Raw genomic sequence first — 26,586 nt, forward strand, 5'->3', positions numbered from 1 at the left:
AGATCACGCCTGTCGGCCGAAGACGGCAACGAGTGACTGGATCATCGTCCGTTCGGCCTCGGACAGCGTCCTTTCGCCGGAGAAAATCACTGAGAGGTTTCCGGCGATCACGTCTTCCGTAATCGGCGCCGCGGTGAGGCGCCCGCTGCCGATATCCTGCTGGACCGAGGACACCGGCAGGACCGTACAGACCGGCAAACGGCGGACCATGGCGATGGCCAATGGCAGAGAACCGACGTCCATGACCGGCTCGACACGCAGATGCCGCGCACTGGCGGCTGCCATGAACGCCTGATGGATACTGAGATGCTTGATTCCGAGAACCAGCGGAAATCCGCAAACTTCGGCCAGTGGAATTTCCGTTCGGCCGGCAAGGTTCAAGGCCGGATTGGCAACGACCGAGAGGCGCTCGCTCGGTCCGAGATGGATCCGGGTCATCTGCGTCTGGACGGCACCGACAATGGCCAGATTGAGCTCTCCCGCGCGCACCTGATCGTGAAGCACAGCGTTGGAACCTTCGATGATTCTCAGCCGGTATTCGGGATGGCCAAGGCGGGTTGCCGTCAGTGCCTGCGCCACCTTGTCCGTCATGACGCTATCATGCCCCGAACTCGGCAGCATGCCGATCGAGATGGTCGCCTGTGTGTGGGCGGCAATATCCAGACTGGCCCGAAGGAGGCTATCGATGCGCTCTTCGATCTCCAGGGTGAAGGGAAGCAATGCCTTGCCGGCCTTCGTGCTCTCGGCACCGTTGCGCCGCCGTTCGAACAGAGGTTGCCCGACAACTGCCTCGATTTTCTGAATCTGGATCGAAACGGACGGTTGCGTGACATGCGCCGCGCGCGCCGCCGCCGAAATACCTCCGCTGAGATGCGCAAGGTTGAAGTAGTGCAATTGACGTGCCGTCAACTGCGGTCGAAAGACGATATTGGCCTCCATTGCCTCCAGATTTTTCTTGAGGCTACAAAGCATGGCGGACACGACCTCCTGATCCGGCCCGTTTGCGCGCACGCCCAAGGTGCTCGACAAAGGCGGATCGAGGGGCTCCAGATGCAGGCGCGCAAGTCCGAGCCGGTCGGCGACCATACTGCGCGGCATCAGGAACCGCATCTGCGGAAACTCGTTGAGCAGCCGGTGAAGGTCTGCCGGCTCCTCATCCATCAGGATCATGCGGTCGCGGATGCCATGCTCGTCCGCATATCGGATAACGGCATCGCGAAGTGCCTGACGCATTTTCAGAACGACAAATTTCTGATTGGGGGAGCGAAGATCAACCGCGGCCTCCGCCGTTCCGACGGAAAACCAGACCTCATCGTAAAAGGGCGTCATCGCAGGCAGGTTCGCAGATGGCACGCCGGTCATATAGCCGACTTCGATTTCCACCGAACCCGCGTTGCCCGGGATGTCCGCAGCCTCGTCGTCAACAAGGGATTTTCCTCGCTGGTCTGCAAACATCACGTCGATCAGCAGGTCGGGCCGCTCGCGTTCCATATCTTCGACGGTACGTCCGATCGCCTTCGAAAACCGGCCGATGGAGAAACTGAGATCGAGACGAATATCGATGCGACGATGGTCCGTGTCCCCATTCCGCATCCGACGCACGAACCTTTCGCGATGCAGGATGGCCGTTGCCTGCTGAAACAGCCAGAAGGCTGCCGGTAAAGGACTGAGGTGACCGCTTTTGCGAATGAAGAGCTTGAGTTGAAGTTCATTTTCCAAAGTACGCAGACTGGATGTCAGCGCCGAAGGAGCAATCCCAAGCTCGCGCGCGGTCTCCGCCAGCGTCGGGCTCTGACAGGCCAGCACGAAATGGGCCAGTTGCTGGATTTCGATGCGCGGCGGATTTGTAATCACTGCGGGTCTATATCGGATTGCACAAGGGGCTCACCCGACTATGGCACACAAAGCGTTATGCCGCACGAATATCAGCGCCGGCCCATTGCTTCCCGAGCCCACCGAACCGACATGGTCGGCCTCGGACATTGGTCGGGTGCAGCACTGGCGATGGAATGCCTGGACAGGCCGAGAGCGTCGAAACCGGGAGCCCGTATCTTGAGGGTGATCAGTCCTTCTTAGAAAAATCGAGAATCTTCCGTTCCGATCATTCGCGATCGGCCGGACCAGAAGACGTCAGCCGGCGATCAAAGCGGCTTCATACACCATCGTCGCGGCGGCAAGATCAGCCAACGCCGTTCCGACTGCCTTGTAGAGAGTGATCTCGTCATTGGATGTCCGCGCTGGAATATCCCGGCGACACAGCTCGTCAAGCGTCGCACGCACCGCATCTGCAGCAATGACGCCGGCTCTGATCGGCTGAACCAGATCGCCCGCTTCGTGAAGGGCCTCGTGAGTGTCGATATAGACCGAGGAGCGCCGAAGCGCCTCGTCATCCGCCTCGCGCATCGCCGGGGTGAAGCCGCCGATCAGATCGACATGGCTGCCCGGCCGTAGCCATTCGCCCCGGATAAGCGGTGCTGTCGCCAGCGTCGCTGCGCTGACGATATCGGCTTGCCGCGCCGCGGCTTCCAGATCCGTGACGGCGGTGGCCTGGAGCCCCTGTAGCCGGAGGCTCTGCGCCAGCCGTTCCGCATTGGCGGGATCGATATCCCAGATATCCACATGCGCGATCGGCCGGACGGCGCGGTAGGCATCGGGTATGAGGCTCGCGACGCGGCCTGCGCCGATCACCAGCAGGCGGCGCGCGTCCTGTCGGGCAAGATAGTCCGCGGCAAGGGCCGATGCCGCTACCGTGCGGCGCGCGGTGATCGTGTTTCCGTCAAGGAGCGCAAGCTGCATCCCGGTCCGGCCATCATAGAGCATGTAAGTCGAGGTCAAACCGGGAATGCCGCGTACCGTGTTGCCGGGAAAGACGGTGACGATCTTGATGCCAAGGTAGCGCTCCGACCGGTGCGTTTCATGCCAGGCAGGCATCAGAAGCAGCGTCGCATCAGGTTCGCCGCTATTGGCGATCGTGTGGTGATGCCGTACCGGCACAACACAGCCTTCGGCAAATGCTTGCCGCAGGGTCGCGACCAGCGCGCCGAAAGGTAGGAACTCGCCCGTTGCCCGGGCATCGAGAATACGGATTTGTGTGTGGGTCATTGAAGCGATCTCTCAGGAGGTTCTGACTGCTGGATAAAGCGAGTTCTGTGTGATTGAACGAGAGCCGCGTCGCCGCTGCGCGGCGTACCGGCTTTTCAACCGGCATCGGCCCTTTGGACACTCCGTTGCGATCGGAATGCGGAGCAACTCGGCACCGCTCAGCCAAACGCAGCTTTCTTCTCCAGAATTCTGGCGTATTGCGTAAGCGGATAGCACAGGGCGAAGAAGATCACCGCGACGAGACCGTACACCTTGAAAGGTTCGAAGGTCGCGTTGTTGATGGCGTTCGCGGTTTTCAATAGTTCTTCGAAGCCGAGGATCGAGGCCAGTGCGGTGCTCTTGATCAACTGGACCAAGAACCCGACAGTCGGCGCGCGCGTGATCCGGAAAGCCTGCGGCAGGATGACAAGCCGAAGTTCGAGAAGACGATGCAAGCCCAGGCTGGCTGCAGCGTCCCATTGCCCGCGCGGCACCGCCTCGACGCCGCTCCGCCAGATTTCCGCAAGATAAGCGCTGGCATAGAACGTCAGGCCGCAGACGGCGGCGGTCCATGACTCGATCCGGAAACCGAGCATCGGCAGGCCGAAGAACATCAGAAAGAGCTGCATGAGGAGCGGCGTTCCCTGAAACAGGGCAATGTAGCCGGACGCGAAGCTGCGCGGCCAGCGTGTTTTCGATATCCGTGCAGACAGGATCGCCAGGCCAACGATGGCGCCGCCGGCAAAGGCTGCGAGCGAAAGCATAAGGGTCCAGCGTGTCGCGAAGACAAGATTGCGCAGAATGTCCCAGAAGGTGAACTCAATCATGCCAGACCGGCTCCCAGAAAACGACGTTTCCCGGCGAAAAGGAGCCGGCGAAGTGCGGCGGACATTGAAAGGTAGATCAACGTCGCCACCAGATAGGTCTCGAAGGAGCGGAAGGTGCGCGACTGAAGCAGATCGGCCTCCTGCGCCAGCTCGCGGACGGATATTTGCGAAACCACCGCCGATTCCAGCATCATGATGATGACCTGGCTCGTCAGCGCCGGGAAAATGATGGCGATCGCTTGCGGCAGAATGATTTTGAAGAACACCAGCCGGGGCCTGAGGCCGAGTGCCTGCGCCGCCTCCTTCTGGCCTCTCGGTATGGCATCGAGCCCGGCCCCGACCACCTCGATCGTGTAGGCCGCCATATTGAGGGTCATGGCAAGGACTGCGGCGGAGATCGGATCGAGGCGAATGCCGAGGCTAGGCAAGCCAAAGAAGATGAAGAACAGCTGCACCAGGAATGGCGTATTGCGCATGATTTCCACATACAGGCCGACGACCTTGCGCAACCATGGATAAGGTCCCCGGCGCGCGGCCGCGCCGAGAACGCTGAGAACGATCCCGAGGACCGATGTGGAGGCCGTCAGCGCAAGCGTCGTGCCTGCGCCATAAGCCAGAGCTACCATTCCGTCCCAAAGCCAGTTGAAATCGAGGCTGTATCTCATCTTTCGTCCTTTGGAGCCGGATGATCTGGGCCGGGTCGGCCCGAAATCTCGATCCGCCTCTCAACCAAAGAATGGGAGCATGATGCCACCGGAATCGCTTACAGTTTTCGGCATCATGCTCTGGTGAGTGGGAGGCCGTCCTCGTCAGTCCTTCAGGTTTTCAGGGTTGAGCGGCGCTTTCAGCCAGCTCTTCGAGCTTGTGTCGAGCGAACCATCGGCGATCATTGCGGCGACGCTGTCATTGACAGCCTTCTTCAGGCCTTCCTCGCCCTTGCGGAGCGCGATGTGCGAGGGGGAGCTGAGGAGCTGGAACTTCTGCTCCGGCTTCAGTTCGTCCTGTCGTGCCAGAACCTGCGCACCGACATCGTTGCCGACCACCATCAACTGGGTCTGGCCGGATATGAAGGCCTGGATGACCGAATTGTAGTTCTCGAAACGCTGGATCGCAACCGATCCGGGCGCAGCTGCCGTCAGCGACGTGTCTTCGAGCGTCCCACGATTGACGGCAACGGTCTTGTCGGCGAGGTCTTCCTTGCTGCTCACCTTCAGTGCTGCCGGACCGATGACGGCGATATAGTAGGGGGCGTACGGGGCGGCATAATCGATAACCTCGGCGCGCTCCTTCGAATAGCCGACGCTCATCAGCAGGTCGACGCGGTCGTCGTTCAGGTAGGCGATCCTGTTCTGGCCGGTAACGCTCACGAGATTGAGTTTCACGCCGAGCCCGTCGGCAATTTTCTGGGCGACGTCGACGTCATAGCCCTTGATGCTCATATCGGCGCTTGCCGAAGAGAAGGGTGGGAAATCGGAGAAGATGCCGATGTTGATCTCGCCTGCGGCCTTGATATCGGCAAGTTCGTCGGCCTGTGCGGCTCCTGCCAGGATGCCGAACACGGCAATTGCCGCGGTGGCGGTGTAGCGCAATTTCATAAGAGCAGTCATGTCGTTCCCCTTTTTGAGACGTGTTGTGCGACAGGTGATGGATGGCAGCGGGCGCGAGGCACGCTGCCGCTGTGGAGCTGGTTCTCAGGTCACGTTTGTCCTGACCGCGGGACTGAACATCGCGAGGCACAGGAGTTCGAACAGGACCTGCGCGGCGATCTGCGCGGTGTTGGTGGTATTGTCGTATTGCGGCGCGATTTCCACGACGTCGCCGCCGATGAGGTTGATGCCCTTGAAGCCGCGCAGCAGCGTCAGGACCTCCCTCGGCTGAAGCCCGCCGACTTCTGGCGTGCCGGTTCCCGGAGCGAAGGCCGGATCGAGGCTGTCCACGTCGAAACTGAGATAGGTCGGACCGGCGCCGACAACCTCCAGAGCCTTTGCGATCACCGCCTTGAGGCCCATCTCCGCCACCTCTTCGGCGTGGATGACGGTCATGCCGGCGGCAAAGGAGAACTCCCAGAGATATTCGCCGCCGCCGCGGATGCCGATCTGGATCGTACGCTTCGGATCGAGCACGCCCGCCAGAACTGCCTCGCGGAAGGGCGCGCCGTGGTGGAACTTGGAGCCCTCATAGGGACCAGCGGTATCGCAGTGAGCGTCGATGTGGATCATGCCTACCGGCTGACTGGCCGCCAGGCCCTTGAGAATGGCGCCGGAGATCGAATGGTCGCCGCCGACCGACAGCGGGATAACCCCTGTTGCCGCGATCATCCGGTAGCAGGCCCCGATGTCGGCATGGCACTCGGCCAAGCCGAACCGGCTGCGCATCGGCACGTCGCCGACGTCGGCGACCTTTAACCCTCCCATCGGCGCGACACGCAGAACATGTTCGTAGGGCCCCACACGCTCGACAGCCCGGACGGCCCGCGGCCCCAGCCGCGCGCCGGCACGATTGGTGACGCCGAGATCCATCGGCACGCCGATCAGGGCCACGTCAAGCGCTTCAAGCACCTCGGGGCGCAAGCCGTTCTCGATGAAACGGGCGTCCAGAAAGGTCGCAGGGTCGGCGAAGGGCCATTTGCGGCTGTCGCCGTCCTTGAATACGCTGGCCGCCACGGCGCGGAAGTGCGGATCTTCCATCTCCCCGCCTGCAGCGCTGCCGAAGCGCTTTCTCAAGTCTTCCAGAAAATCCCGGTCAATGGTCAAGGCAGGCTCCCGCGGTATTGATGCTGCCATCATCATCGGCGCCGCCCGCTTCTCTTGGAACCGCGAAAATTCGAGAGGGGATATAACGATTCTTGATAGACCAGGCCTGCCGAGGCTCCGCGAAGCGGGTAGTGCGTTCATCCGGACGTTCAGAAAACTTTATAACCCGGCGAGAATTTTCCCACTACCGCGGTTGGTAACCTCCAAGCAGTCTCCGATGCGAACGGTCCAGCAGAGGGCCGACAACAAAGGGAACCTACCATGTTGCACGATATGACACGCCGCCGCTTCCTCGGATCCGCCGCTGCCGCGGGGATTGCCGGCACGATGACCGGGTTTGCGAGATCCGCCGCAGCCGGCAGCGGCAATCTCACCGCCGTCGAATGGGGCGGCGAGGTCGTCGAAGCTATGAAGCAGATTGCCGCCGACCAGAATGCGGCGACATTCAACTGGGTTCTCCATCAGGGCGGCGCGGGCGCTATCCTGCCAAAGATCAAGGCCGTCTGGCCGAATGTCGACTACGACTACGTCGCTGGCTGGGAAGGCTCATTCAACAGCATGGTGAAGGAAGATTGGCTCGAGACCATCAATCCTGCCGATATTCCCAACCTTGCGAATATTCCCGAGAAAATCATCATTCGTGACGGCAAGGGCAATATCAAAGCGGTCCCACGCGCAGTTGGCGGCATGTATTTCGGTGCACGAACCGACACGGCCCCTATCGCTGTGAAGACCATCGATGATCTGCTCAGTCCCGATCTTAAGGGCGCGATCTGCTGGCCGGGCCCGACACAGAGCATGATGCTCCAGATTGTCGCGCTCGCCCTTCACGCCGGCGGCAGTGAAACGAATATGGAACCTGGATGGAAGCTGATGACGGAATTGGCGAAATCCGGCAATATCGGCCGCGTCGCCATCACCGATATCGATTTCACCAATTCGCTGACGTCGGGCGAGACCTCCGTCGGCTTCTTCGCTGAGCCCGGCTGGGCGGCCGTGGCGAAGAACTTCCCGGTTACTCGTTTCACCAAGGACAGTAACTTCAAGGCCTTCCTCTACCAGAGCGGTTTCGGCGTACTGAAGAATAGACCGAACACCAAGGCGACGCTCGATTTCGTCAACTTCGCGATCAGCCCGGACATGAATTCGCTCTATGCCAAGGTGGCTGGCGAAGCGCCGTTGAACAGCAAGGCGGTCACGCCCGACAATCTGAAGCATCTGTCCTTCACGTCGGACGAGTTTTCGAGCTTCGTCTATGTGCCGGACTACAATGTCGTTCTCGAACAGCAGGATGCCTGGTCCAAGCGCTGGGAACAGGACATCGCCCGGTTGCTCTAAGGCACCTCGCGGCAGGTTATCGAAGGCGCGAGCGCGGGATTCGATAACCTGCCTTTCTCATGGCCCTAGGGGCGAGGAAAAGGCTGTTCCACCATGACCAAGGTTAGGCGGCAACCCGTTGCCATTTCAATACCTGATCGCCGAGATGCGGCACTGACGCTCGGGCCAGCCCTCCTGGTGTTCGCATTCGGTTTTCTGTCACCATTAATCAATCTGGCAATCGAAAGCTTGAAGGAGTTTACGCCGGGGCGCGTCGGTTCCGTTGAAAATGCCGCGGCAACGGTCCAAAACTATTACGAGCTTGCAAACCAGGCGTTTGCGAGTGTCCTGCTGACGACCTTCTGGATCGGTGGAGTTGCCGCGATCATCGGCCAGCTTGTGGCATTCCCGCTGGCCTACTTTATCGTGCGGCGCATTTCCCCGCGGATGCGCGCGCTCACCCTCGGCTTTTTGATTACACTTGTTCTATCCAGCGTCCTGATCAAGACATACGCGATCGAAGTGACCTTCGGGTCGGTCGGCATCTTGCGACCCCTCCTCTTGACACTTGGCCTTTCGCCCAACAGCCGCGAATATATCAATATCGTCGTTACTGCGGGCCTGGTTCACTCGATCATACCGGTCGCAACGCTAACGCTGATTGGCGCGATGCAATCGATCGATCCGCGTCTGCTCGATGCAGCCCAGTCGCTCGGCGCGCCGGGATGGAAAGCCCATTTGTCGATCACTCTTCCCCTGAGCTTCCCAGCTCTGATCTCAAGCACGCTTGTCTCGCTGACTTTCGCGATCAGCGCCTTCGTCATTCCCATGGTGCTCGGGAGGGGCCGGGTGCTTTTCATATCGAACGTCATCTACACCCGGTTCAGCGATATCGCCAACTATCCGAGCGGCGCGGCGATCTCGCTCGTCATGCTTGCCGCGGCCTTGGCGGTCGTCGCTGTCATAACGTTTGCGCAGGCCTGGAAGGTTTCCCGATGAGCAGACAATCTCTTGCAGCGCGAACCGGGGACCGGATCGCCGTTTCCCTCGCCTACGGTGTCATCGGCCTTGGATTGGCGTTCCTCGCCATCCCGTTGGTGATAACATGCCTCATGGCTTTCGACGCCAGGACCTACCTCGGTCCACTGCCGCCACCTGCCTTGTCGCTTCACTGGTTCGAACGGCTCGTCTCTCAGGCGGATATCCTTACCAGCCTACGCACCAGCCTCATCTTGGCGGTACTCACGACGGTTCTGTCCGTCACGATCGGAACTGCGGCGGCCGTCGGCCTTGCCCGTGGCAATTTTCCAGGAAAGGCAGCGCTGACTTCGGCCTTTCTCTCGCCACTCATCGTTCCGCCGGTCGTCATTGGATTCGGCCTGCTGCTTTTCCTTTCCAAGGCCGGTATCACAAATGGTATGGCGCGCCTGCTCCTCGGCCACGTGATCGTGACGTTGCCCTATTGCATAAGGACCAGCCTCGCCAGCCTTCTTGGCAGCGACCAACGATTGACGGAAGCCGCAATGGTTCTCGGCGCCACCGAGCGCCAGGCCTTCTGGACCATTACCCTACCGCTCATGCGGACCGGCGTCGTCACCGGCGCGATCTTCGCCTTCGCAATTTCGATAGATGACGTATCGATCAGTCTCTTTCTGAGCGATCCGTCGGCAACGACCTTGCCTGTTACGCTGGTCAGCAACATGCGCGCGGCTTTCGATCTGACGATCGCTGCGGCGGCCGTGGTCCTGATTGCCGTCACCGCGTTGCTGATCGTTGTGCTGGACCGTGTCGTCGGCTTCGACACTGTCGTCGGTCAGGGTTTGTTTCGTTCATGAGGACAATACGATGATTTCTGCCGTGGAATTTCAAGGGGTCAGCAAGCGCTTCGGCGAAACGGTCGCCCTCGGTAATATCTCCTTCTCGGTGAACCCAGGTGAAACAATCGCACTGCTTGGACCGAGCGGCTGCGGCAAGACCACCATTCTTCGGCTCATTGCCGGATTCGAGCGGCCCGACAAAGGCTCGATCCTGATCGACGGCGAGCCGATGGCCGGATTGAAACCCTATGATCGCAATGTCGGGCTGCTGTTCCAGCACTACGCTCTTTTCCCGCATATGACCGTCGAACAGAACATCGGCTACGGGCTTCGCCATCGCAACCATCCGCCGGGGCAAATACCTCGCCGCATCGCCGAGATGCTTGAGCTCGTCCGGCTCGTCGGATTCGGACAGCGGCGGCCGCACCAGTTGAGCGGCGGCCAGCAGCAGCGTGTTGCGCTTGCGCGGGCGCTCGCCACCCATCCGAGCCTTGTTCTTCTGGATGAGCCCCTGTCGGCCCTCGACGCCAAACTTCGCCATGAGCTGCGCACCGAATTGAAGGATGTGCTCGCCGCGGTCGGCTCGACCGCAATCGTGGTAACCCACGACCAGGAGGAGGCGATGAGCCTGGGAGAGCGCATATTCGTGATGAACCGTGGAGCCATCATGCAATCCGGCAGGCCGGATGATGTGTATTGGCGTCCAGACTCGCATTTCGTCGCGGATTTCATGGGGCGGACGAATTGGATTCATGGCTCGATTTCGGCCGCGGGCGGAACGGCCGGCAAATTTCGCTCCGAATCCGGCTGGGAGTTTCCGGTTGCGTCCACGGGAAGCCTTTCAGGTGCCGCCGAGATTTGCGTGAGGCCGGAAAGCGTCGAGATATCGTCCGGCGCTCCGGGTGCCGGGGCCATGCCCGGACGCGTTGCCGACGTTGTGACACTCGGTGCCTTCAGGCATATCGTTCTGGACCTCGTCAGTGGCGACCGCTTAATCTCGGCTTGCCCGAACCGTCCAGACATAGCCTTTGCTCGCGGGCAGGAGATCAGCGTTTCCATTCCGCCCGAGGCATGCGTTCTGTTCGCGCGATAAGCTGGCATTCCCGACTAAGTGTCACCAGTTGTCGGAAGGACATGGTTCGTCCAATATCCGCTTATAGGCGGAGAGGCCCTCAGCACTCGAGCGCCCCAAACTTTGGAATGCGCTTCTGATGCTTGATCTTGATTCCTATCTGCTTCGTGCATTTCTGACCGTCGCGGAGATCGGCACCGTCAATGGAGCAGCCGTCAAGCTGAACAGAACGCAGGCCGCCGTGAGCATGCAGATCCGCAAGCTGGAGGAGCTTGTCGGCGTTACGCTGTTTTCGCGTTCGTCAAAAGGCCTCGAGCTCACGAGCCATGGGCAGATCATGCTGGCTTATGCCCGCGAAATGGTCGCCCTCAGCGACGAGGTCGAGAAAAGGCTGACAGGCAAGATGATCGAGGACCGCATTCGCCTCGGCGTCGTTGAGGACTTCGCAGCCGGCCACCTGATCGACATTCTTAGTGACTTTAGGGCGCAGAACCCGAAGGTCGATATCGACATCATTGTCGAGCCGAATCGCCGCCTCGCCAACCTGTTTGAAGACGGGAAGCTGGATCTCGTGGTTTGCGACATCACCTGCCTCGCGCGAAAACCGACCCTGATCTGGACCGAATATTTGATGTGGACGGTCAGATCCGACTTTGTGGCGGATGCGGAAAAGCCGCTTCCCATCATTATGTTCGAGGAGGAGTGTCCCTGGACGCTGCCGACGCTTGCCGCTCTGTCCCAGCGGAACGTCAAGTGGAAGACGGCGTGCGTTGCATCGACGCTGGTGGCCATGGCGACCGCGGTTCGCGTCGGTATCGGTATCGCGCCAATGATGCTCAACACGAAACCCGAGGGCTGCCGGACGCTTGACAGATCGGCGGACCTGCCCGGTCCGGTGCGCATTGAAATCGGTCTGTATGCTCAATCCGAGACGGCCGAAGGCGCGCGCTATCTTGTAGACTTCATTTCGCGGCATACGGCCATATTGTCGAGCTAGAGCCTTTCTTGGTCAGCTTGCAGCATTTTGACCGGGAATGGCTCTGGGAGCGTTCAGCTTCCATTATATCGGGTCAATTTAATTCCCCCTACCGAAGTGGCGAGCGAAGCCCCACAGTGATCGAATGAAGGGTCGACGGCCCAATCTCAAGCATTCATGGAAGTCTGCGAATACGATGATGGGGCAAGCCAAAGTTGACGAAACTCTTCTCGCAGATGCCGCCTATCTGCCCGGCCAGGTCGCAAACCTCACGAGGGGAGCGAGCGTGACGGCGCAAACCAACGAAATACTGGAGCGCATCAATGACATGCTGCTGCGCGAAGGTACCGACAAGTCAGAGATCATTCTCGTCAACATTTGGCTCAGGGACCTTGCCTCATTCGAGGAAATGAACAGAGCCTGGGATGCTTGGATCCCGGATAGCGGAACGCCACGGCGGGCAACGTTTGAGGACAAGAATCTCCCGCCGATGTGCGCCATCCGTATTGACGTAGCCGCGTCGCGAAAGAGTGAGGCCGGGCAAATTTGAACCGCCTGTATTCGTCATCTTCACACTCTTGTCAGCAAAGCCGGACCCGGAAGTGCTTGAAGCAGGACGGTCTACATTTCGTCGAAGAGGGCTATGTCTTGCTAGAGCGGTACAGCTTTTAACGGAAGCGCAGGACCGCTCTGGCTTTTGTTTTTACGCAATTCCGGACGGAAAACCGCTTCGCACTTTTCCTGGAATTGCTCTAGGAGCAAAGGTGGCGGATGCTTTGCGACCTTTTGTGATCAGCGAGGTAACCGGTAAGGTAGGCGAAGAGCGGCCTCGGATTTGCTACAGGATTCCGCACTTTCGGCATCATGCTCTAAGGCCGGATGACGCAGACATTGGCCTCGTAGGCGCAGGGATCGTCTTGCACGGCAATATCGATGACCTTCGCCTTCGGGGCCAGTTGCTCAGGCCGTGCGGGGGGATAGAAGCCATAGCCGTCGCCGCCGACATAGGTTCCGCCATCGGCCTGATAGACGTAGGAAGAGCCGGCATAAGTGTCGCCGCCACCACCACCCTGCGCCTGGGGTACGACGACGATCAGATTGTTGCGGGCGACGCGATTGGTCGCCGGCGATGAAAACTGTTTCAGGAACGGCATCCGTTCTTTGCGGTTCCGGTATCGATAGGCGTTGTCGAAACGGATGCCGCGATCGCGCCAGCCGATACGTTCGCCGAGGAGTAATCCGCTGTGGAAAGCGTGACGATGGCCGGGAAAACGATGATCGTTGCGGCGGTCGCCGGCTACGGCGGGAAGTGCAGCAAGCGCGGACAAGGTAATCAGGGCGACTGCGGACAGACTGCGAAACATGGGTGGCCGGCCTCCGGAATTCCGATCCCTAACAAATCGTTAACGCCAGATTGCGCCAAAAGCCGACGCTTGTCCATTCAGGTCGGACAACCGGCACAAAATTTGAGCGGAAAAGACCAGTTTCTTTAGCCTGCGAACTTCCCGGTAACGCGAATCGATTAAATTAAAAGCAGACAGCGATTGTGCTTGTCGTCGGCGTTCCCGGTGATTAAACGTCGCAATTGATGCAACGCACACAGAGAATTTTGTCATTCGTGTGGTTGACTGAGCATGCTCCGAAATCCGGGAGCGCAGAGAAGCCGCCGCGAGGTTCTGATGGCGAACGTGACAAATAACCGGCCCCTATCGCCGCATCTGCAAATCTACAAGCCTATTCCCACCATGGTCATGTCCATCGTTCACCGCATTACCGGTGGCGCGCTCTATGTCGGCACGGTGCTCGTCGCCTGGTGGCTGATCGCGGCGGCAAGCGGCCAGGGCTCCTATGACTGGGCCAATTGGGTGCTCGGTAGCCTTCTCGGCAAGCTCGTGCTTCTCGGCTATACATGGGCGCTGCTGCACCACATGCTCGGCGGCTTCCGCCACTTCATGTGGGATCTCGGCTATGGCTTCGGGAAAGAGTTCTCGACCAAGCTCGCCATCGCCAACATCATCGGGTCGCTCTGTCTGACCGTGCTGGTCTGGGTGATCGGCTTCCTCATTCGCTTCTGAAGGTCCTCTCATGGATATGCGCACCCCCCTCGGCAAGGTTCGCGGGCTCGGCTCCGCCAAGGAAGGCACGGACCATTTCTGGCGTCAGCGGCTGACGGCCGTCGCCAATGTTCCGCTCATCCTGTTCTTCGTCATCTTCATGCTCGCCTATGCCGGTGCGCCGTATGCGGATGTGGTTCGCGCCTTGTCGAACCCGTTCGTCGCGGTCGTCATGGGGCTGATGGTGATCTCGGGCGTCATCCACATGAAGCTCGGCATGCAGGTCATCATCGAGGATTACGTGCATGGCGAGTTCGGCAAGATCGTTCTCCTGATGCTGAACACGTTCTTTGCGATCCTGATCGCCGGCCTCTGTCTCTTCGCCATTCTGAAAATCGCATTCGTAGGATAAGCTGACATGGCACCGACTTCACCCGCCCAGAATGGCAAGGCCTACAAGTATGTCGACCACTCCTACGACGTGATCGTCGTCGGCGCCGGTGGTGCCGGGCTGCGCGCCACGCTCGGCATGGCCGAGCAGGGTTTCCGCACGGCCTGCATCACCAAGGTCTTCCCGACCCGCTCGCATACGGTCGCGGCCCAGGGCGGTATCGCCGCCTCGCTGCGCAACATGACGCCGGATAGCTGGCAGTGGCACCTCTACGACACCGTCAAGGGTTCCGACTGGCTCGGCGACGTCGACGCCATGCAGTATCTCACCATGGAAGCGCCGAAGGCGGTCTATGAGCTCGAGCATTACGGCGTGCCGTTCTCGCGCAACGAGGAAGGCAAGATCTATCAGCGCCCGTTCGGCGGCCACATGCAGAATTACGGTGAAGGCCCGCCGGTACAGCGCACCTGCGCCGTTGCCGACCGTACCGGCCACGCCATTCTGCATACGCTCTACGGCCAGTCGCTGCGCAACAATGCCGAATTCTTCATCGAGTACTTCGCGCTCGACCTGATCATGTCGGAAGACGGCAGCCGCTGCACCGGCGTCGTCGCCTGGTGCCTCGATGACGGCACGATCCATCGCTTCGCCGCCAAGATGGTGGTGCTGGCGACCGGTGGCTACGGCCGCGCGTATTTCTCGGCAACGTCAGCCCATACCTGCACCGGCGACGGCGGCGGCATGGTGGCGCGTGCCGGCCTGCCGCTGCAGGACATGGAATTCGTCCAGTTTCACCCGACCGGCATCTACGGTTCGGGCTGTCTGATCACCGAAGGCGCCCGCGGCGAAGGCGGTTACCTCGTCAACTCCGAGGGCGAACGCTTCATGGAGCGCTACGCGCCTTCGGCCAAGGACCTTGCCTCGCGCGACGTCGTTTCGCGCTGCATGACACTGGAAATCCGCGAAGGCCGCGGTGTCGGCAAGAACAAGGACCACATCTTCCTGCATCTCGACCACCTCGATCCGGCCGTTCTGCATGAACGCCTGCCGGGGATTTCCGAGAGCGCCAAGATCTTCGCCGGCGTCGACGTCACGCGCGAACCGATCCCGGTTCTGCCGACCGTTCACTACAATATGGGCGGCATTCCGACGAATTATTGGGGCGAAGTGCTGAACGCCGACAGTGCCAATCCGGAACGGATCATCCCAGGCCTGATGGCTGTGGGTGAAGCCGGCTGCGCCTCGGTGCACGGCGCCAACCGTCTCGGCTCCAACTCGCTGATCGACCTCGTGGTCTTCGGCCGCGCTGCTGCGATCCGTGCCGGCGAGGTCATCGACCGCGCAGCGCCGATCCCGCATCTCAATGTCGCAGCCTGCGACAAGATCATGGACCGCTTCGACGGTTTGCGTCATGCCAGCGGCGGCACGCCGACGGCGGAACTGCGCGAGAAGATGCAGCGCGCCATGCAGGAAGACGCCGCCGTCTTCCGCACGCAGGAATCGCTGGAATCGGGCTGCCAGCGCATCTCGGCAATCTGGGGCGAGATGAAGGACATCAAGGTCACCGACCGCTCGATGATCTGGAACTCGGACCTCGTGGAAACGCTTGAGCTGCAGAACCTGATGGCCAACGCCATCACGACGATCTACGGTGCCGAGGCCCGCAAGGAGAGCCGCGGTTCGCATGCACGCGAAGACTTTACCGAGGGTGCATTCGCGGGCCGCGACGATGTCAACTGGCGCAAGCACACACTCGCCTGGGTGAACGAAGCAGGCGACGTGAAACTCGACTACCGGCCGGTCCACACCGAGCTGATCGCCGAAGGCATCGATCCGCACAAGATCGAGCCGAAGGCTCGCGTGTACTGATCTCAAGAGGAACCGGACATGGTTGAACTCGCTCTCCCCAAGAATTCTCAGATGCGCGAAGGCAAGGTCTGGCCGAAGCCGGCGGGTGCCAAGAACACCCGCGAATTCCGCGTCTATCGCTGGAGCCCGGATGACGGTCAGAACCCGTCGATCGACACCTTCTACATCGATGTCGACGATTGCGGGCCGATGGTGCTCGACGGTCTTCTCTACATCAAGAACAAGATCGACCCGACGCTGACGCTGCGCCGCTCCTGTCGCGAGGGCATCTGCGGCTCCTGCGCGATGAACATCGACGGCACCAACACGCTCGCCTGCACCAAGGGTCTCGACGATATCAAAGGTGCGGTGAAGATCTATCCGCTGCCGCATCTGCCCGTCGTCAAGGATCTGGTTCCGGACCTCACCAACTTCTATGCCCAGCATCGTTCGATCGAGCCATGGCTGAAGACAGTGTCGCCGGCGCCGGCCAAGGAATGGAAGCAGAGCCATGAGGACCGGCAGAAGCTGGACGGCCTCTATGAGTGCATCCTCTGCGCCTGCTGCTCGACCTCCTGTCCGAGCTACTGGTGGAACGGCGACCGCTATCTCGGTCCGGCCGTTCTGCTGCAGGCCTATCGCTGGCTGATCGATTCCAGAGACGAGGCGACCGGCGAGCGCCTCGACAATCTCGAGGATCCATTCCGCCTCTATCGCTGCCACACGATCATGAACTGCGCGCAGACCTGCCCGAAGGGCCTCAACCCGGCCAAGGCGATCGCCGAAATCAAGAAGATGATGGTCGAGCGCCGGGTTTGATCAGCGTGCATGCCGATGGCGGAATCGACGGCTTCGATCCCGAAGCCGTCATCTATATCAGGTCGGCTCGGTGCAATCCTTCTGCAGGATGCACCGGAGCGCTATTCCGAGACATTGCGCGAGTTCGACAGCGATCCTGACAGAGATGAACGCGCGCAACACCTTGCTGACAAATTCTATGTGCAGGAAGTTTTGCAGCGGGACAGTTGAACTGTATCGTTTTTCGGTTAGTTGTTGTCACGGGCAATTTATGCAGCACGACTTGATTAACCAAATCGAATTACGATAATCGGACTTGTCTCACGCCCGTTTCTCTACGGCGATAGCCGAATTCAGGAGTATGATGATGCAGTTGCGATATGCGATGACAGGTCTGGTGGTGGTTCTGTCGCTAGCCGGTTGTCAGCGTACGGCATATGATTACAGCTCCAACGCCAGTGCCGGGCCGGCGCCGTTGACGGCGCAGCCGGTTCCCTCGGTGCAGGGTGGGCAGCTTCCACCGCCGACCGGCAGTTCGCAGTTTCCGGCCGCGCCGACGACGACGGCGCCGATGCCGGGCGCTCAGCCTGGCGCAATGGCGGCAAATGCGCTCGATATCACCAAGGAATCGATGGTCGGAAGCTGGCGTGTCAACGGCAGTTGCGACATGTTCCTGACGCTCACCAATCTCGGCAGCGGTTCGCGCGGCGGAACGCGTGGCTGCGTCGGCGAGCTGACGGCGATGGGCTCCTGGGAGGTCGCCGGCAAGCAGGTGCTGCTCAAGGACCGCTCGGGCAACCAGCTCGGCAGCGTCTACAAGACGGCCGACAACCGCTTTGAGGGACAGACGAGCACGGGCCAGTCGATCAGCCTCAGCCGCTAAATGTTCCAGCAGGTCTCCTGCGATGACTGACAGGCGGATATGCCCTCATGCAACCAATGCCGGATTATGCGCTCAGCGTCTGCGAACAGCTTAAAGCGCTGACCGCATCGGGCGCGCTTCAGGTCGATTCGGCTCAGTTGGACGTGGCAAAGAGCCTCGATCGGGTGCTTGCCGGGCTGAAGCAGCGGCGGCCGGCGGCAAAATCGAGTGCGCTTGGCTGGCTGTTTGCCGCCAAGAAGAAGTCCGCCGACGGCATCAAGGGGCTTTACATCCACGGCAGCGTCGGGCGCGGCAAGACCATGCTGATGGACATGTTCTTCGCAATGGCGCCGTGCAGGAAGAAACGGCGGGCGCATTTCCACGAATTCATGGCGGATGTGCACAACCGCATCGCGGCACACCGGCTCAAGCTCAAGAACGGCGAGACAAAGCAGGCCGATCCGATGCCGCCGGTCGCCGCAGCGCTTTACGACGAAGCCGAGCTTCTCTGCTTCGACGAGTTCACGGTCACCGACATCGCCGATGCGATGATCCTGTCGCGGCTGTTCTCCGAGCTTTTCGCGCGCGGATGCGCGCTGGTCGCGACCTCGAACGTCGAGCCCGACAATCTCTACACGGATGGTCTCAATCGCGGCCTCTTCCTGCCGTTCGTCGCCTTGCTCAAGCAGCATGTCGATGTCGTCACCCTGGATTCGCCGACCGACTACCGGATGGAGAAGCTGAGCAGTCAGCCGGTCTATCTGGTGCCGATCAACGAGCATAACGACATGGCGATGGACGCGTCCTGGACACAGGCGCTGCATGGGCGCAAGGCGCAGCCGCTGGATATTCCGATGAAGGGGCGCCACATCCATGTGCCGCTCGCCGTCGACCGCATGGCGCGGTTCTCTTTCGCCGATCTTTGCGACAAACCGCTCGGGGCGGTCGACTTCCTGGCCATCGCCGAACGCTTCGATACGGTCTTCCTCGATCACATTCCGTTGCTCGGGCCGGAAAAGCGGAACCAGATCAAACGGTTCATCATTCTGGTCGATACGTTCTACGATCATGCCGTGCGACTTTACATTTCCGCGGCGGCCATGCCGGAGGAACTGCTATTGCAGCGCCGGGGCACCGAGGGCTTCGAATTCGACCGCACGGCATCGCGCCTGTTCGAGATGCGCAGTGCGGAATATCTTGCACTGCACCATGAGAAACGCGCCGCAGAGTAACAATTCGGTGACAGAATGTCTTACGTTTACGTAAGAATTTTTGTATCTAAACGATTGAAAACGCTGCATCAAAAATAATGAATTGCCATTTTTTGGCTTTGGGTCTATGCGATTGCGTCATTGGGCGGTGCCTTGCGCGTCCGTTCGACGAATTTGATCGCAAAGGAAACAGCGAAAATGGCGCGTAACAAGATCGCACTCATTGGTTCTGGCATGATTGGTGGCACGCTGGCGCACCTCGCCGGCCTGAAGGAACTGGGCGACATCGTTCTCTTCGACATCGCGGACGGCATTCCCCAGGGCAAAGGTCTCGATATCTCCCAGTCGTCGCCGGTCGAAGGCTTCGACGTCAATCTGACCGGTGCCAGCGACTATTCCGCGATCGAAGGCGCTGACGTGTGCATCGTCACCGCAGGCGTCGCCCGCAAGCCCGGCATGAGCCGCGACGATCTTCTCGGCATCAACCTCAAGGTCATGGAGCAGGTTGGCGCCGGCATCAAGAAGTATGCGCCGAACGCCTTCGTGATCTGCATCACCAACCCGCTCGACGCCATGGTCTGGGCGCTGCAGAAGTTTTCCGGCCTTCCGGCCAACAAGGTCGTCGGCATGGCCGGCGTTCTCGACTCCTCGCGCTTCCGCCTCTTCCTCGCCAAGGAATTCAACGTGTCCGTCCAGGACGTCACGGCCTTCGTTCTCGGCGGCCACGGCGACACGATGGTACCGCTCGCCCGCTACTCGACGGTCGGCGGCATTCCGCTCACCGATCTCGTCACCATGGGCTGGGTCACCAAGGAGCGCCTCGAAGAGATCATCCAGCGCACCCGTGACGGCGGCGCCGAAATCGTCGGCCTGCTGAAGACCGGCTCGGCCTATTACGCGCCGGCTGCCTCGGCAATCGAGATGGCCGAATCCTATCTCAAGGACAAGAAGCGCGTTCTGCCCTGCGCTGCCCACCTCACCGGTCAGTACGGCGTCAAGGACATGTATGTCGGCGTTCCCACCGTCATCGGCGCCGGCGGCGTCGAACGCATCATCGAGATCGATCTCAACAAGACCGAGAAGGAAGCCTTCGACAAGTCCGTCGGCGCTGTCGCCGGTCTCTGCGAAGCCTGCATCAACATCGCGCCGGCCCTCAAGTAGTCGACGGGCTGAAGTAATCGAAACAGGGATACACCCATGAACATTCATGAATATCAGGCCAAGGCTCTGCTGAAGGGCTATGGCGCGCCGGTTGCCGAAGGTGTGGCTATTCTCAAGGTTGAAGAAGCCGAGGCTGCCGCCAAGTCGCTTCCCGGTCCGCTTTACGTGGTCAAGAGCCAGATCCATGCCGGCGGCCGCGGCAAGGGCAAGTTCAAGGAGCTCGGGCCTGATGCCAAGGGCGGCGTTCGCCTCGCCAAGTCGATCGAGGAAGTCGTTTCCCACGCCAAGGAAATGCTCGGAAACACGCTGGTGACCGCCCAGACCGGCGAAGCCGGCAAGCAGGTCAACCGCCTTTACATCGAAGACGGTGCCGACATCGCCCGCGAACTCTATTGCTCGATCCTTGTCGACCGCTCGGTTGGCCGCGTTGCCTTCGTCGTATCGACCGAAGGCGGCATGGACATCGAGGCCGTCGCCCACGACACGCCCGAGAAGATCCAGACGATCGCCATCGATCCGGAAGCCGGCGTGACGGCTGCCGACGTTGCTGCGATCTCCAAGGCTCTGCAGCTCGACGGCGCTGCCGCCGAGGATGCCAAGTCGCTTTTCCCGGCGCTTTACAAAGCCTTTGGCGAAAAGGACATGGCTCTTCTGGAAGTCAATCCGCTGATCGTCATGAAGGATGGCCACCTGCGCGTCCTCGATGCCAAGATGTCTTTCGACGGCAACGCCCTTTTCCGTCACGATGATGTCAAGACGTTGCGCGACGAGTCCGAAGAAGACGCCAAGGAAATCGAGGCCTCGAAGTGGGACCTCGCCTATGTCGCGCTCGACGGCAATATCGGCTGCATGGTCAACGGTGCTGGTCTTGCCATGGCGACGATGGACATCATCAAGCTCTACGGCAAGGAGCCGGCCAACTTCTGCGACGTCGGCGGCGGCGCCGGCAAGGAGAAGGTTGCTGCGGCTTTCAAGATCATTACCGCAGACCCCAAGGTCGAAGGCATTCTCGTCAACATCTTCGGCGGTATCATGAAGTGCGATGTCATTGCCGAGGGCGTGATTGCCGCGGTCAAGGAAGTCGGCCTCAAGGTTCCGCTCGTCGTGCGCCTTGAAGGCACCAATGTCGAGCTCGGCAAGAAGATCCTGAACGAGTCGGGTCTGGCGATCACGGCGGCCGACGACTTGGACGATGCGGCCAAGAAGATCGTCGCGGCGATCAGCGGCTGAGAACGATCATGGCCTTCCAGTCCACGCCCTCCGCTGCTCATTTCCGCCTCAACGCCTTCGCTGGCGTGTGGGAAGGGGACGAGCGTGTCGCGGCGTCGGCGTGGACGAGTGAAGGCAATGCCAGTGCTGAGTTTTCCGGCGAGGTGTTGTTCGGCGGGTTCTTCCTCGAGCAGCGCTATCGCCAGACGCGCGATGGTGCTGTTTCGTTCGAGGCGCGAAATGTTTTCGGCTTCGATGCTTCGGACCAGACCTACAAACTCTACCAGTTCGACACCGCAGGTTTTGCGCCGCCCGTACCGGCGTCCGGCGAGTGGAACGGCAGTGAGCTTGTGCTGATGAAGACTTCGCCGCGCGGCAGCCAGCGCACCGTATTCACGTTCGAAAATGAAGACTGCTACCGGATGGGCGTCAGCTTTTCGCCTGCCTGCAGCGATACTTGGCAGGAGGTCGTCAGCGGCGTCTATCGTCGCGCGTCCTCCACGTCTTCCAACCTCTCCTAAACAAAGGCCTCGCATGTCCATTCTCGTCAACAAAGACACCAAGGTTCTCGTTCAGGGCCTAACCGGCAAGACCGGCACGTTCCACACCGAACAGGCGCTCGCTTATTACGGCACCCAGATGGTCGGCGGCATCCATCCGAAGAAGGGCGGCGAAACCTGGACCGGCGCAAAGGGCGAAAGCCTGCCGATCTTCGCAACCGTTGCCGAAGGCAAGGAAAAGACCGGCGCCAACGCGACCGTCATCTATGTTCCGCCGGCCGGCGCTGCCGACGCGATCATCGAGGCGATCGACGCTGAGATCCCGTTCATCACCTGCATCACCGAAGGCATCCCGGTCATGGACATGGTGCGGGTCAAGGCTCGCCTCGACCGCTCCAAGTCGCGCCTGCTCGGCCCGAACTGCCCGGGTATCCTGACGCCGGAAGAATGCAAGATCGGCATCATGCCGGGCTCGATCTTCCGCAAGGGTTCGGTCGGTATCGTTTCCCGCTCGGGCACGCTGACCTATGAAGCCGTGTTCCAGACCTCCAATGAAGGTCTCGGCCAGACGACGGCCGTCGGCATCGGCGGCGACCCGGTCAAGGGCACCGAGTTCATCGACGTCCTGGAAATGTTCCTGGCCGACGCAGCCACCCAGTCGATCATCATGATCGGCGAAATCGGTGGTGCGGCTGAGGAAGACGCAGCGCAGTTCCTCAAGGACGAAGCCAAGAAGGGCCGCAAGAAGCCGATGGCTGGCTTCATTGCCGGCCGTACGGCGCCGAAGGGCCGCACCATGGGCCATGCCGGCGCTGTGGTTTCCGGCGGCAAGGGCGATGCGGAATCAAAGATCGCGGCGATGGAATCGGCAGGCATCAAGGTGTCGCCCTCTCCGGCCCGCCTCGGCAAGACGCTGGTTGAAGTCCTCAAGGGCTAAGCCACCTAAATATAGACCGGGCGGAGGAACGGCATCTGCGCCTTCCGCCCGGCCTCGACGGCACGAGAACAGCAGATGCGCCGCGGACAGGCGGCAATCGAAATGCGGCAGCCGGCCATCAAGCCGGCAAATTCATCAAAGTCAGGAGGCGGACGGAAGCGTCCGCATATCACCATGGCACGGCAAGAAGCCAACGAGCAGTTTCAGGTCACCTCGTTTCTGGATGGCGCCAACGCTGCCTATATCGAGCAGCTCTACGCGCGGTACGAAGAGGATCCGGCATCGGTCGACGACCAGTGGCGTACCTTCTTCAAGGCGCTGGAGGAGGATCCCAGCGATGTGAAGAGGGCGGCCAAGGGGGCTTCCTGGCGCAAGAAGAACTGGCCGCTTCAGGCAAGCGGCGATCTGGTGTCGGCTCTCGATGGCGACTGGGGCATCGTCGAGAAGGTCATCGAGACCAAGGTCAAAGCCAAGGCTGAAGCTCAGGGCAAGCCCGCCGACAGCACAGAGGTCCTGCAGGCGACGCGCGATTCCGTGCGCGCCATCATGATGATCCGCGCCTACCGCATGCGCGGCCACCTGCACGCCAAGCTCGACCCGCTCGGCATTGCCGCTCCCGTCGACGACTATCGCGAGCTGTCGGCGGAGAATTACGGCTTCACGGCCGCCGATTACGACCGCAAGATCTTCATCGACAACGTGCTCGGCCTGGAATACGCGACCATCCGCGAGATGATCGAAATCCTCGAGCGCACCTATTGCTCGACGCTCGGCGTTGAATTCATGCATATCTCCAACCCTGAAGAGAAGGCCTGGATCCAAGAGCGCATCGAGGGACCGGACAAAGGCGTGGCCTTCACGCCGGAAGGCAAGAAGGCGATCCTTGCCAAGCTCGTCGAAGCCGAAGGCTACGAGCAGTTCCTCGACGTCAAGTTCAAGGGCACGAAGCGGTTCGGCCTCGACGGCGGCGAATCGCTGATCCCGGCGCTGGAACAGATCCTCAAGCGTGGCGGCCATCTCGGCCTCAAGGAAGCCGTATTCGGCATGGCCCATCGCGGCCGCCTGAACGTGCTCTCCCAGGTCATGGGCAAGCCGCACCGGGCGATCTTCCACGAGTTCAAGGGCGGCTCGGCCGCTCCCGACGAGGTCGAGGGCTCGGGTGACGTCAAGTACCATCTCGGTGCCTCCTCCGACCGCGAATTCGACGGCAACAAGATCCACGTTTCGCTGACGGCGAACCCCTCGCATCTCGAAATCGTCGATCCCGTCGTCATGGGCAAGGCCCGCGCCAAGCAGGATATGAACGCCACCGTCTGGGACGGCGACATCATCCCGCTTTCCGAACGGGCCAAGGTTCTGCCGCTGCTGATCCATGGCGACGCGGCTTTTGCCGGCCAGGGTGTCATTGCCGAAATCCTCGGCCTTTCCGGTCTGCGCGGCCACCGCGTCGCCGGCACCATGCATGTGATCATCAATAACCAGATCGGCTTCACCACGAACCCGGCCTTCTCGCGCTCGTCGCCCTATCCGTCCGACGTCGCCAAGATGATCGAGGCGCCGATCCTGCACGTCAACGGCGACGATCCGGAAGCAGTCGTTTATGGCGCCAAGATCGCCACCGAATTCCGCATGAAGTTCCACAAGCCGGTGGTGCTCGACCTGTTCTGCTACCGCCGCTACGGCCACAATGAAGGCGACGAACCGTCCTTCACGCAGCCGAAGATGTACAAGGTGATCCGCGCCCACAAGACCGTGCTGCAGCTCTATGCGGCCCGGCTCGTCGCCGAGGGACTGCTCACCGACGGCGAAGTCGAGAAGATGAAGGCCGATTGGCGCGCCCATCTCGAACAGGAGTTCGAGGCCGGCCAGCACTACAAGCCGAACAAGGCCGACTGGCTGGACGGCGAGTGGTCGGGCCTGCGCACGGCCGACAATGCTGACGAGCAGCGCCGCGGCAAGACCGCCGTGCCGATGAAGACGCTGAAGGAGATCGGCCGCAAGCTCTCGGAGATCCCGGCGGGCTTCAATGCGCACCGGACGATCCAGCGCTTCATGGAAAACCGCGCCAACATGATCGCCACCGGCGAGGGTATCGACTGGGCGATGGCCGAAGCGCTCTCCTTCGGTGCGCTCTGTGTCGAAGGCAGCAAGATCCGCCTGTCCGGCCAGGATTGCGAACGTGGCACCTTCTCGCAGCGCCACTCGGTTCTCTACGATCAGGAAACCGAAGAGCGCTACATCCCGCTCGCCAATCTTTCGCCGACGCAGGGGCGCTACGAAGTCATCAATTCGATGCTTTCGGAAGAGGCCGTGCTCGGTTTCGAATACGGCTATTCGCTCGCCCGTCCGAATGCGCTAACGCTCTGGGAAGCGCAGTTCGGCGATTTCGCCAATGGCGCGCAGGTGGTTTTCGACCAGTTCATCTCGTCGGGCGAACGCAAGTGGCTGCGCATGTCGGGCCTCGTCTGCCTGCTGCCGCACGGCTATGAAGGTCAGGGTCCGGAACATTCCTCGGCCCGCCTCGAGCGTTTCCTGCAGCTTTGCGCGGAAGACAACATGCAGGTCGCCAACGTCACGACGCCGGCGAACTACTTCCACATCCTGCGCCGGCAGGTGAAGCGCGACTTCCGCAAGCCGCTGATCCTGATGACGCCGAAGTCGCTGCTGCGCCACAAGCGGGCGGTCTCCACGCTTGCCGAAATGGCCGGTGAATCCGCCTTCCATCGCCTGCTCTGGGACGATGCCGAGGTGATCAAGGACGGCCCGATCAAGCTGCAGAAGGACAACAAGATCCGCCGCGTCGTCATGTGCTCCGGCAAGGTCTATTACGATCTTCTCGAAGAGCGTGAAAAGCGCGGCATCGACGACATCTATCTTCTGCGTGTCGAGCAGCTCTATCCGTTCCCGGCAAAGGCGCTCATCAACGAGCTGTCGCGCTTCCGCAATGCCGAGATGGTCTGGTGCCAGGAAGAGCCGAAGAACATGGGCGCCTGGTCGTTCATCGACCCCTTCCTCGAATGGGTGCTCGCCCATATCGACGCGAAATACCAGCGCGTCCGTTATACCGGCCGTCCGGCCGCCGCCTCGCCGGCGACGGGTCTGATGTCCAAGCATCTGTCGCAGCTCGCCGCATTCCTCGAGGATGCATTGGGCGGTTAAAACACGGGGGGCGCAATGGCTTATTTCTTTCTGAGACTGCAGCCGCCGCGCCCCACTTTCCCGCATGACGGGACCGGGGAGGAAATGGCGGCGATGAAACGCCATGTCGAATACTGGCATCGGCACGCCTTTGCGGGATCGGCGATCATCGTCGGCCCCGTCTTCGAGGGTGAAGGCGCCTGGGGCATGGCGATCGTCGAGGTCGAGGATCAGGCGGCGGCGCAGGTTCTTGCCGACGGCGATCCGATCATCGCTTCCGGTTTCGGTTTCCGCTTCGATATCCTGCCGATGCCCTCGATCATCTCGCGGCCGCCCGCCGTCTGAAACGCATTAACGAAAACACACGAAATCAGGATTTGAACAATGGCCACAGAAATCCGCGTTCCAACTCTCGGTGAATCCGTCAGCGAGGCAACCGTCGGCACCTGGTTCAAGAAGGTCGGCGACGCCATCAAGGCCGACGAGCCGATTCTCGAGCTTGAAACCGACAAGGTGACCATCGAAGTTCCAGCACCCGCCTCCGGCACGCTTTCGGAAATCGTCGTCGCCGCCGGCGAGACCGTCGGCCTCGGCGCGCTGCTCGGTCAGATCGCCGAAGGCGCAGCTGCCGCTG

The 26,586-nt window shown here is 60.8% G+C and carries 26 protein-coding genes; 19 read left to right on the plus strand and 7 right to left on the minus strand.

The window, feature by feature from the left end:
- Positions 1-3: 3 nt before the first annotated feature.
- From MOV76_RS16945 to speB, 6 genes are all read right to left on the minus strand, one after another.
- Complete coding sequence (locus MOV76_RS16945; RefSeq protein WP_018243907.1) at positions 4-1,854, minus strand: LysR family transcriptional regulator; 1,851 nt, start codon at positions 1,852-1,854, stop codon at positions 4-6.
- Positions 1,855-2,130: 276 nt separating this feature from the next.
- Entirely contained in the window at positions 2,131-3,102 is a 972-nt protein-coding gene (locus MOV76_RS16950) for an ornithine cyclodeaminase family protein (protein ID WP_247264926.1), read from the minus strand.
- Positions 3,103-3,260: 158 nt separating this feature from the next.
- Complete coding sequence (locus tag MOV76_RS16955) at positions 3,261-3,908, minus strand: amino acid ABC transporter permease (protein ID WP_018243905.1); 648 nt, start codon at positions 3,906-3,908, stop codon at positions 3,261-3,263.
- Positions 3,905-4,573 (minus strand): amino acid ABC transporter permease, encoded by a 669-nt coding sequence (locus MOV76_RS16960; RefSeq protein WP_247264927.1) that lies wholly within the window; start codon positions 4,571-4,573, stop codon positions 3,905-3,907. The genes MOV76_RS16955 and MOV76_RS16960 overlap by 4 nt, the downstream gene beginning before the upstream one ends.
- 144 nt (positions 4,574-4,717) lie before the next feature.
- Positions 4,718-5,515, minus strand: coding sequence for a transporter substrate-binding domain-containing protein (locus tag MOV76_RS16965; RefSeq protein WP_247264928.1), 798 nt, complete (start codon positions 5,513-5,515; stop codon positions 4,718-4,720).
- Positions 5,516-5,599: 84 nt separating this feature from the next.
- The gene (speB, locus tag MOV76_RS16970; protein WP_247264929.1) at positions 5,600-6,661 is read right to left on the minus strand and encodes an agmatinase; all 1,062 of its coding nucleotides are present in this window, start codon (positions 6,659-6,661) and stop codon (positions 5,600-5,602) included.
- Positions 6,662-6,922: 261 nt separating this feature from the next.
- Here speB and MOV76_RS16975 point away from each other — a divergent pair, with 261 nt between their 5' ends.
- The 6 genes from MOV76_RS16975 (at position 6,923) to MOV76_RS17000 (ending at position 12,393) form a co-directional block, all read left to right on the plus strand.
- The gene (locus MOV76_RS16975; RefSeq protein ID WP_247264930.1) at positions 6,923-7,999 is read left to right on the plus strand and encodes an extracellular solute-binding protein; all 1,077 of its coding nucleotides are present in this window, start codon (positions 6,923-6,925) and stop codon (positions 7,997-7,999) included.
- A 93-nt stretch (positions 8,000-8,092) separates the two neighbouring features.
- Positions 8,093-8,977: an ABC transporter permease gene (locus tag MOV76_RS16980; RefSeq protein WP_247264931.1), complete on the plus strand. Its 885-nt coding sequence runs from the start codon at positions 8,093-8,095 to the stop codon at positions 8,975-8,977.
- Entirely contained in the window at positions 8,974-9,813 is an 840-nt protein-coding gene (locus MOV76_RS16985) for an ABC transporter permease (RefSeq protein WP_112905445.1), read from the plus strand. The genes MOV76_RS16980 and MOV76_RS16985 overlap by 4 nt, the downstream gene beginning before the upstream one ends.
- Positions 9,814-9,823: 10 nt before the next feature.
- A complete protein-coding gene (locus tag MOV76_RS16990; protein ID WP_247264932.1) occupies positions 9,824-10,888 on the plus strand; it encodes an ABC transporter ATP-binding protein in 1,065 nt (354 codons plus the stop codon).
- A gap of 118 nt (positions 10,889-11,006) precedes the next feature.
- Positions 11,007-11,864: a LysR substrate-binding domain-containing protein gene (locus MOV76_RS16995; RefSeq protein WP_018243897.1), complete on the plus strand. Its 858-nt coding sequence runs from the start codon at positions 11,007-11,009 to the stop codon at positions 11,862-11,864.
- Between the two features lie 175 nt (positions 11,865-12,039).
- Entirely contained in the window at positions 12,040-12,393 is a 354-nt protein-coding gene (locus MOV76_RS17000) for a RidA family protein (protein ID WP_113542464.1), read from the plus strand.
- A gap of 319 nt (positions 12,394-12,712) precedes the next feature.
- On the opposite strand, the gene MOV76_RS17005 is transcribed toward MOV76_RS17000, so the two are convergent.
- Positions 12,713-13,207, minus strand: coding sequence for a hypothetical protein (locus MOV76_RS17005; protein WP_247264933.1), 495 nt, complete (start codon positions 13,205-13,207; stop codon positions 12,713-12,715).
- Positions 13,208-13,522: 315 nt separating this feature from the next.
- On the opposite strand from MOV76_RS17005, the gene sdhC reads away from it, so the two are divergent.
- From sdhC to MOV76_RS17070, 13 genes are all read left to right on the plus strand, one after another.
- Positions 13,523-13,918 carry a succinate dehydrogenase, cytochrome b556 subunit gene (sdhC, locus tag MOV76_RS17010; RefSeq protein WP_018243894.1) on the plus strand — a complete coding sequence of 132 codons (396 nt, stop codon included), beginning with the start codon at positions 13,523-13,525 and terminating at the stop codon, positions 13,916-13,918.
- A 10-nt stretch (positions 13,919-13,928) separates the two neighbouring features.
- A complete protein-coding gene (gene sdhD, locus MOV76_RS17015) occupies positions 13,929-14,309 on the plus strand; it encodes a succinate dehydrogenase, hydrophobic membrane anchor protein (RefSeq protein ID WP_018243893.1) in 381 nt (126 codons plus the stop codon).
- Positions 14,310-14,315: 6 nt separating this feature from the next.
- Positions 14,316-16,157, plus strand: a complete 1,842-nt coding sequence (gene sdhA / locus MOV76_RS17020; protein WP_018243892.1) for a succinate dehydrogenase flavoprotein subunit — start codon at positions 14,316-14,318, stop codon at positions 16,155-16,157.
- An 18-nt stretch (positions 16,158-16,175) separates the two neighbouring features.
- Positions 16,176-16,955: a succinate dehydrogenase iron-sulfur subunit gene (locus tag MOV76_RS17025; RefSeq protein WP_003567268.1), complete on the plus strand. Its 780-nt coding sequence runs from the start codon at positions 16,176-16,178 to the stop codon at positions 16,953-16,955.
- A gap of 346 nt (positions 16,956-17,301) precedes the next feature.
- Positions 17,302-17,817, plus strand: coding sequence for a protease inhibitor Inh/omp19 family protein (locus tag MOV76_RS17030; protein WP_003543526.1), 516 nt, complete (start codon positions 17,302-17,304; stop codon positions 17,815-17,817).
- A gap of 47 nt (positions 17,818-17,864) precedes the next feature.
- Positions 17,865-19,028: a cell division protein ZapE gene (gene zapE / locus MOV76_RS17035; RefSeq protein ID WP_247264934.1), complete on the plus strand. Its 1,164-nt coding sequence runs from the start codon at positions 17,865-17,867 to the stop codon at positions 19,026-19,028.
- A 177-nt stretch (positions 19,029-19,205) separates the two neighbouring features.
- Positions 19,206-20,168: a malate dehydrogenase gene (mdh, locus tag MOV76_RS17040; protein WP_018482680.1), complete on the plus strand. Its 963-nt coding sequence runs from the start codon at positions 19,206-19,208 to the stop codon at positions 20,166-20,168.
- A 36-nt stretch (positions 20,169-20,204) separates the two neighbouring features.
- A complete protein-coding gene (gene sucC, locus MOV76_RS17045; RefSeq protein WP_247264935.1) occupies positions 20,205-21,398 on the plus strand; it encodes an ADP-forming succinate--CoA ligase subunit beta in 1,194 nt (397 codons plus the stop codon).
- Between the two features lie 8 nt (positions 21,399-21,406).
- Entirely contained in the window at positions 21,407-21,898 is a 492-nt protein-coding gene (locus MOV76_RS17050) for a DUF1579 family protein (protein ID WP_247264936.1), read from the plus strand.
- A 13-nt stretch (positions 21,899-21,911) separates the two neighbouring features.
- Positions 21,912-22,814 carry a succinate--CoA ligase subunit alpha gene (gene sucD, locus MOV76_RS17055; protein WP_130653208.1) on the plus strand — a complete coding sequence of 301 codons (903 nt, stop codon included), beginning with the start codon at positions 21,912-21,914 and terminating at the stop codon, positions 22,812-22,814.
- Between the two features lie 174 nt (positions 22,815-22,988).
- On the plus strand, positions 22,989-25,973 hold the full coding sequence (locus tag MOV76_RS17060) for a 2-oxoglutarate dehydrogenase E1 component (RefSeq protein ID WP_247264937.1): 2,985 nt from the start codon (positions 22,989-22,991) through the stop codon (positions 25,971-25,973).
- Between the two features lie 15 nt (positions 25,974-25,988).
- Entirely contained in the window at positions 25,989-26,297 is a 309-nt protein-coding gene (locus MOV76_RS17065) for a YciI family protein (RefSeq protein WP_112905438.1), read from the plus strand.
- A gap of 39 nt (positions 26,298-26,336) precedes the next feature.
- A partial coding sequence (locus tag MOV76_RS17070; protein WP_309506197.1) for a biotin/lipoyl-containing protein occupies positions 26,337-26,586 on the plus strand: 250 nt, incomplete at its 3' end.

Source organism: Rhizobium sp. PRIMUS64 (genome assembly GCF_023006465.1).
In the GTDB taxonomy this organism is placed as follows: Bacteria; Pseudomonadota; Alphaproteobacteria; order Rhizobiales; family Rhizobiaceae; genus Rhizobium; species Rhizobium leguminosarum.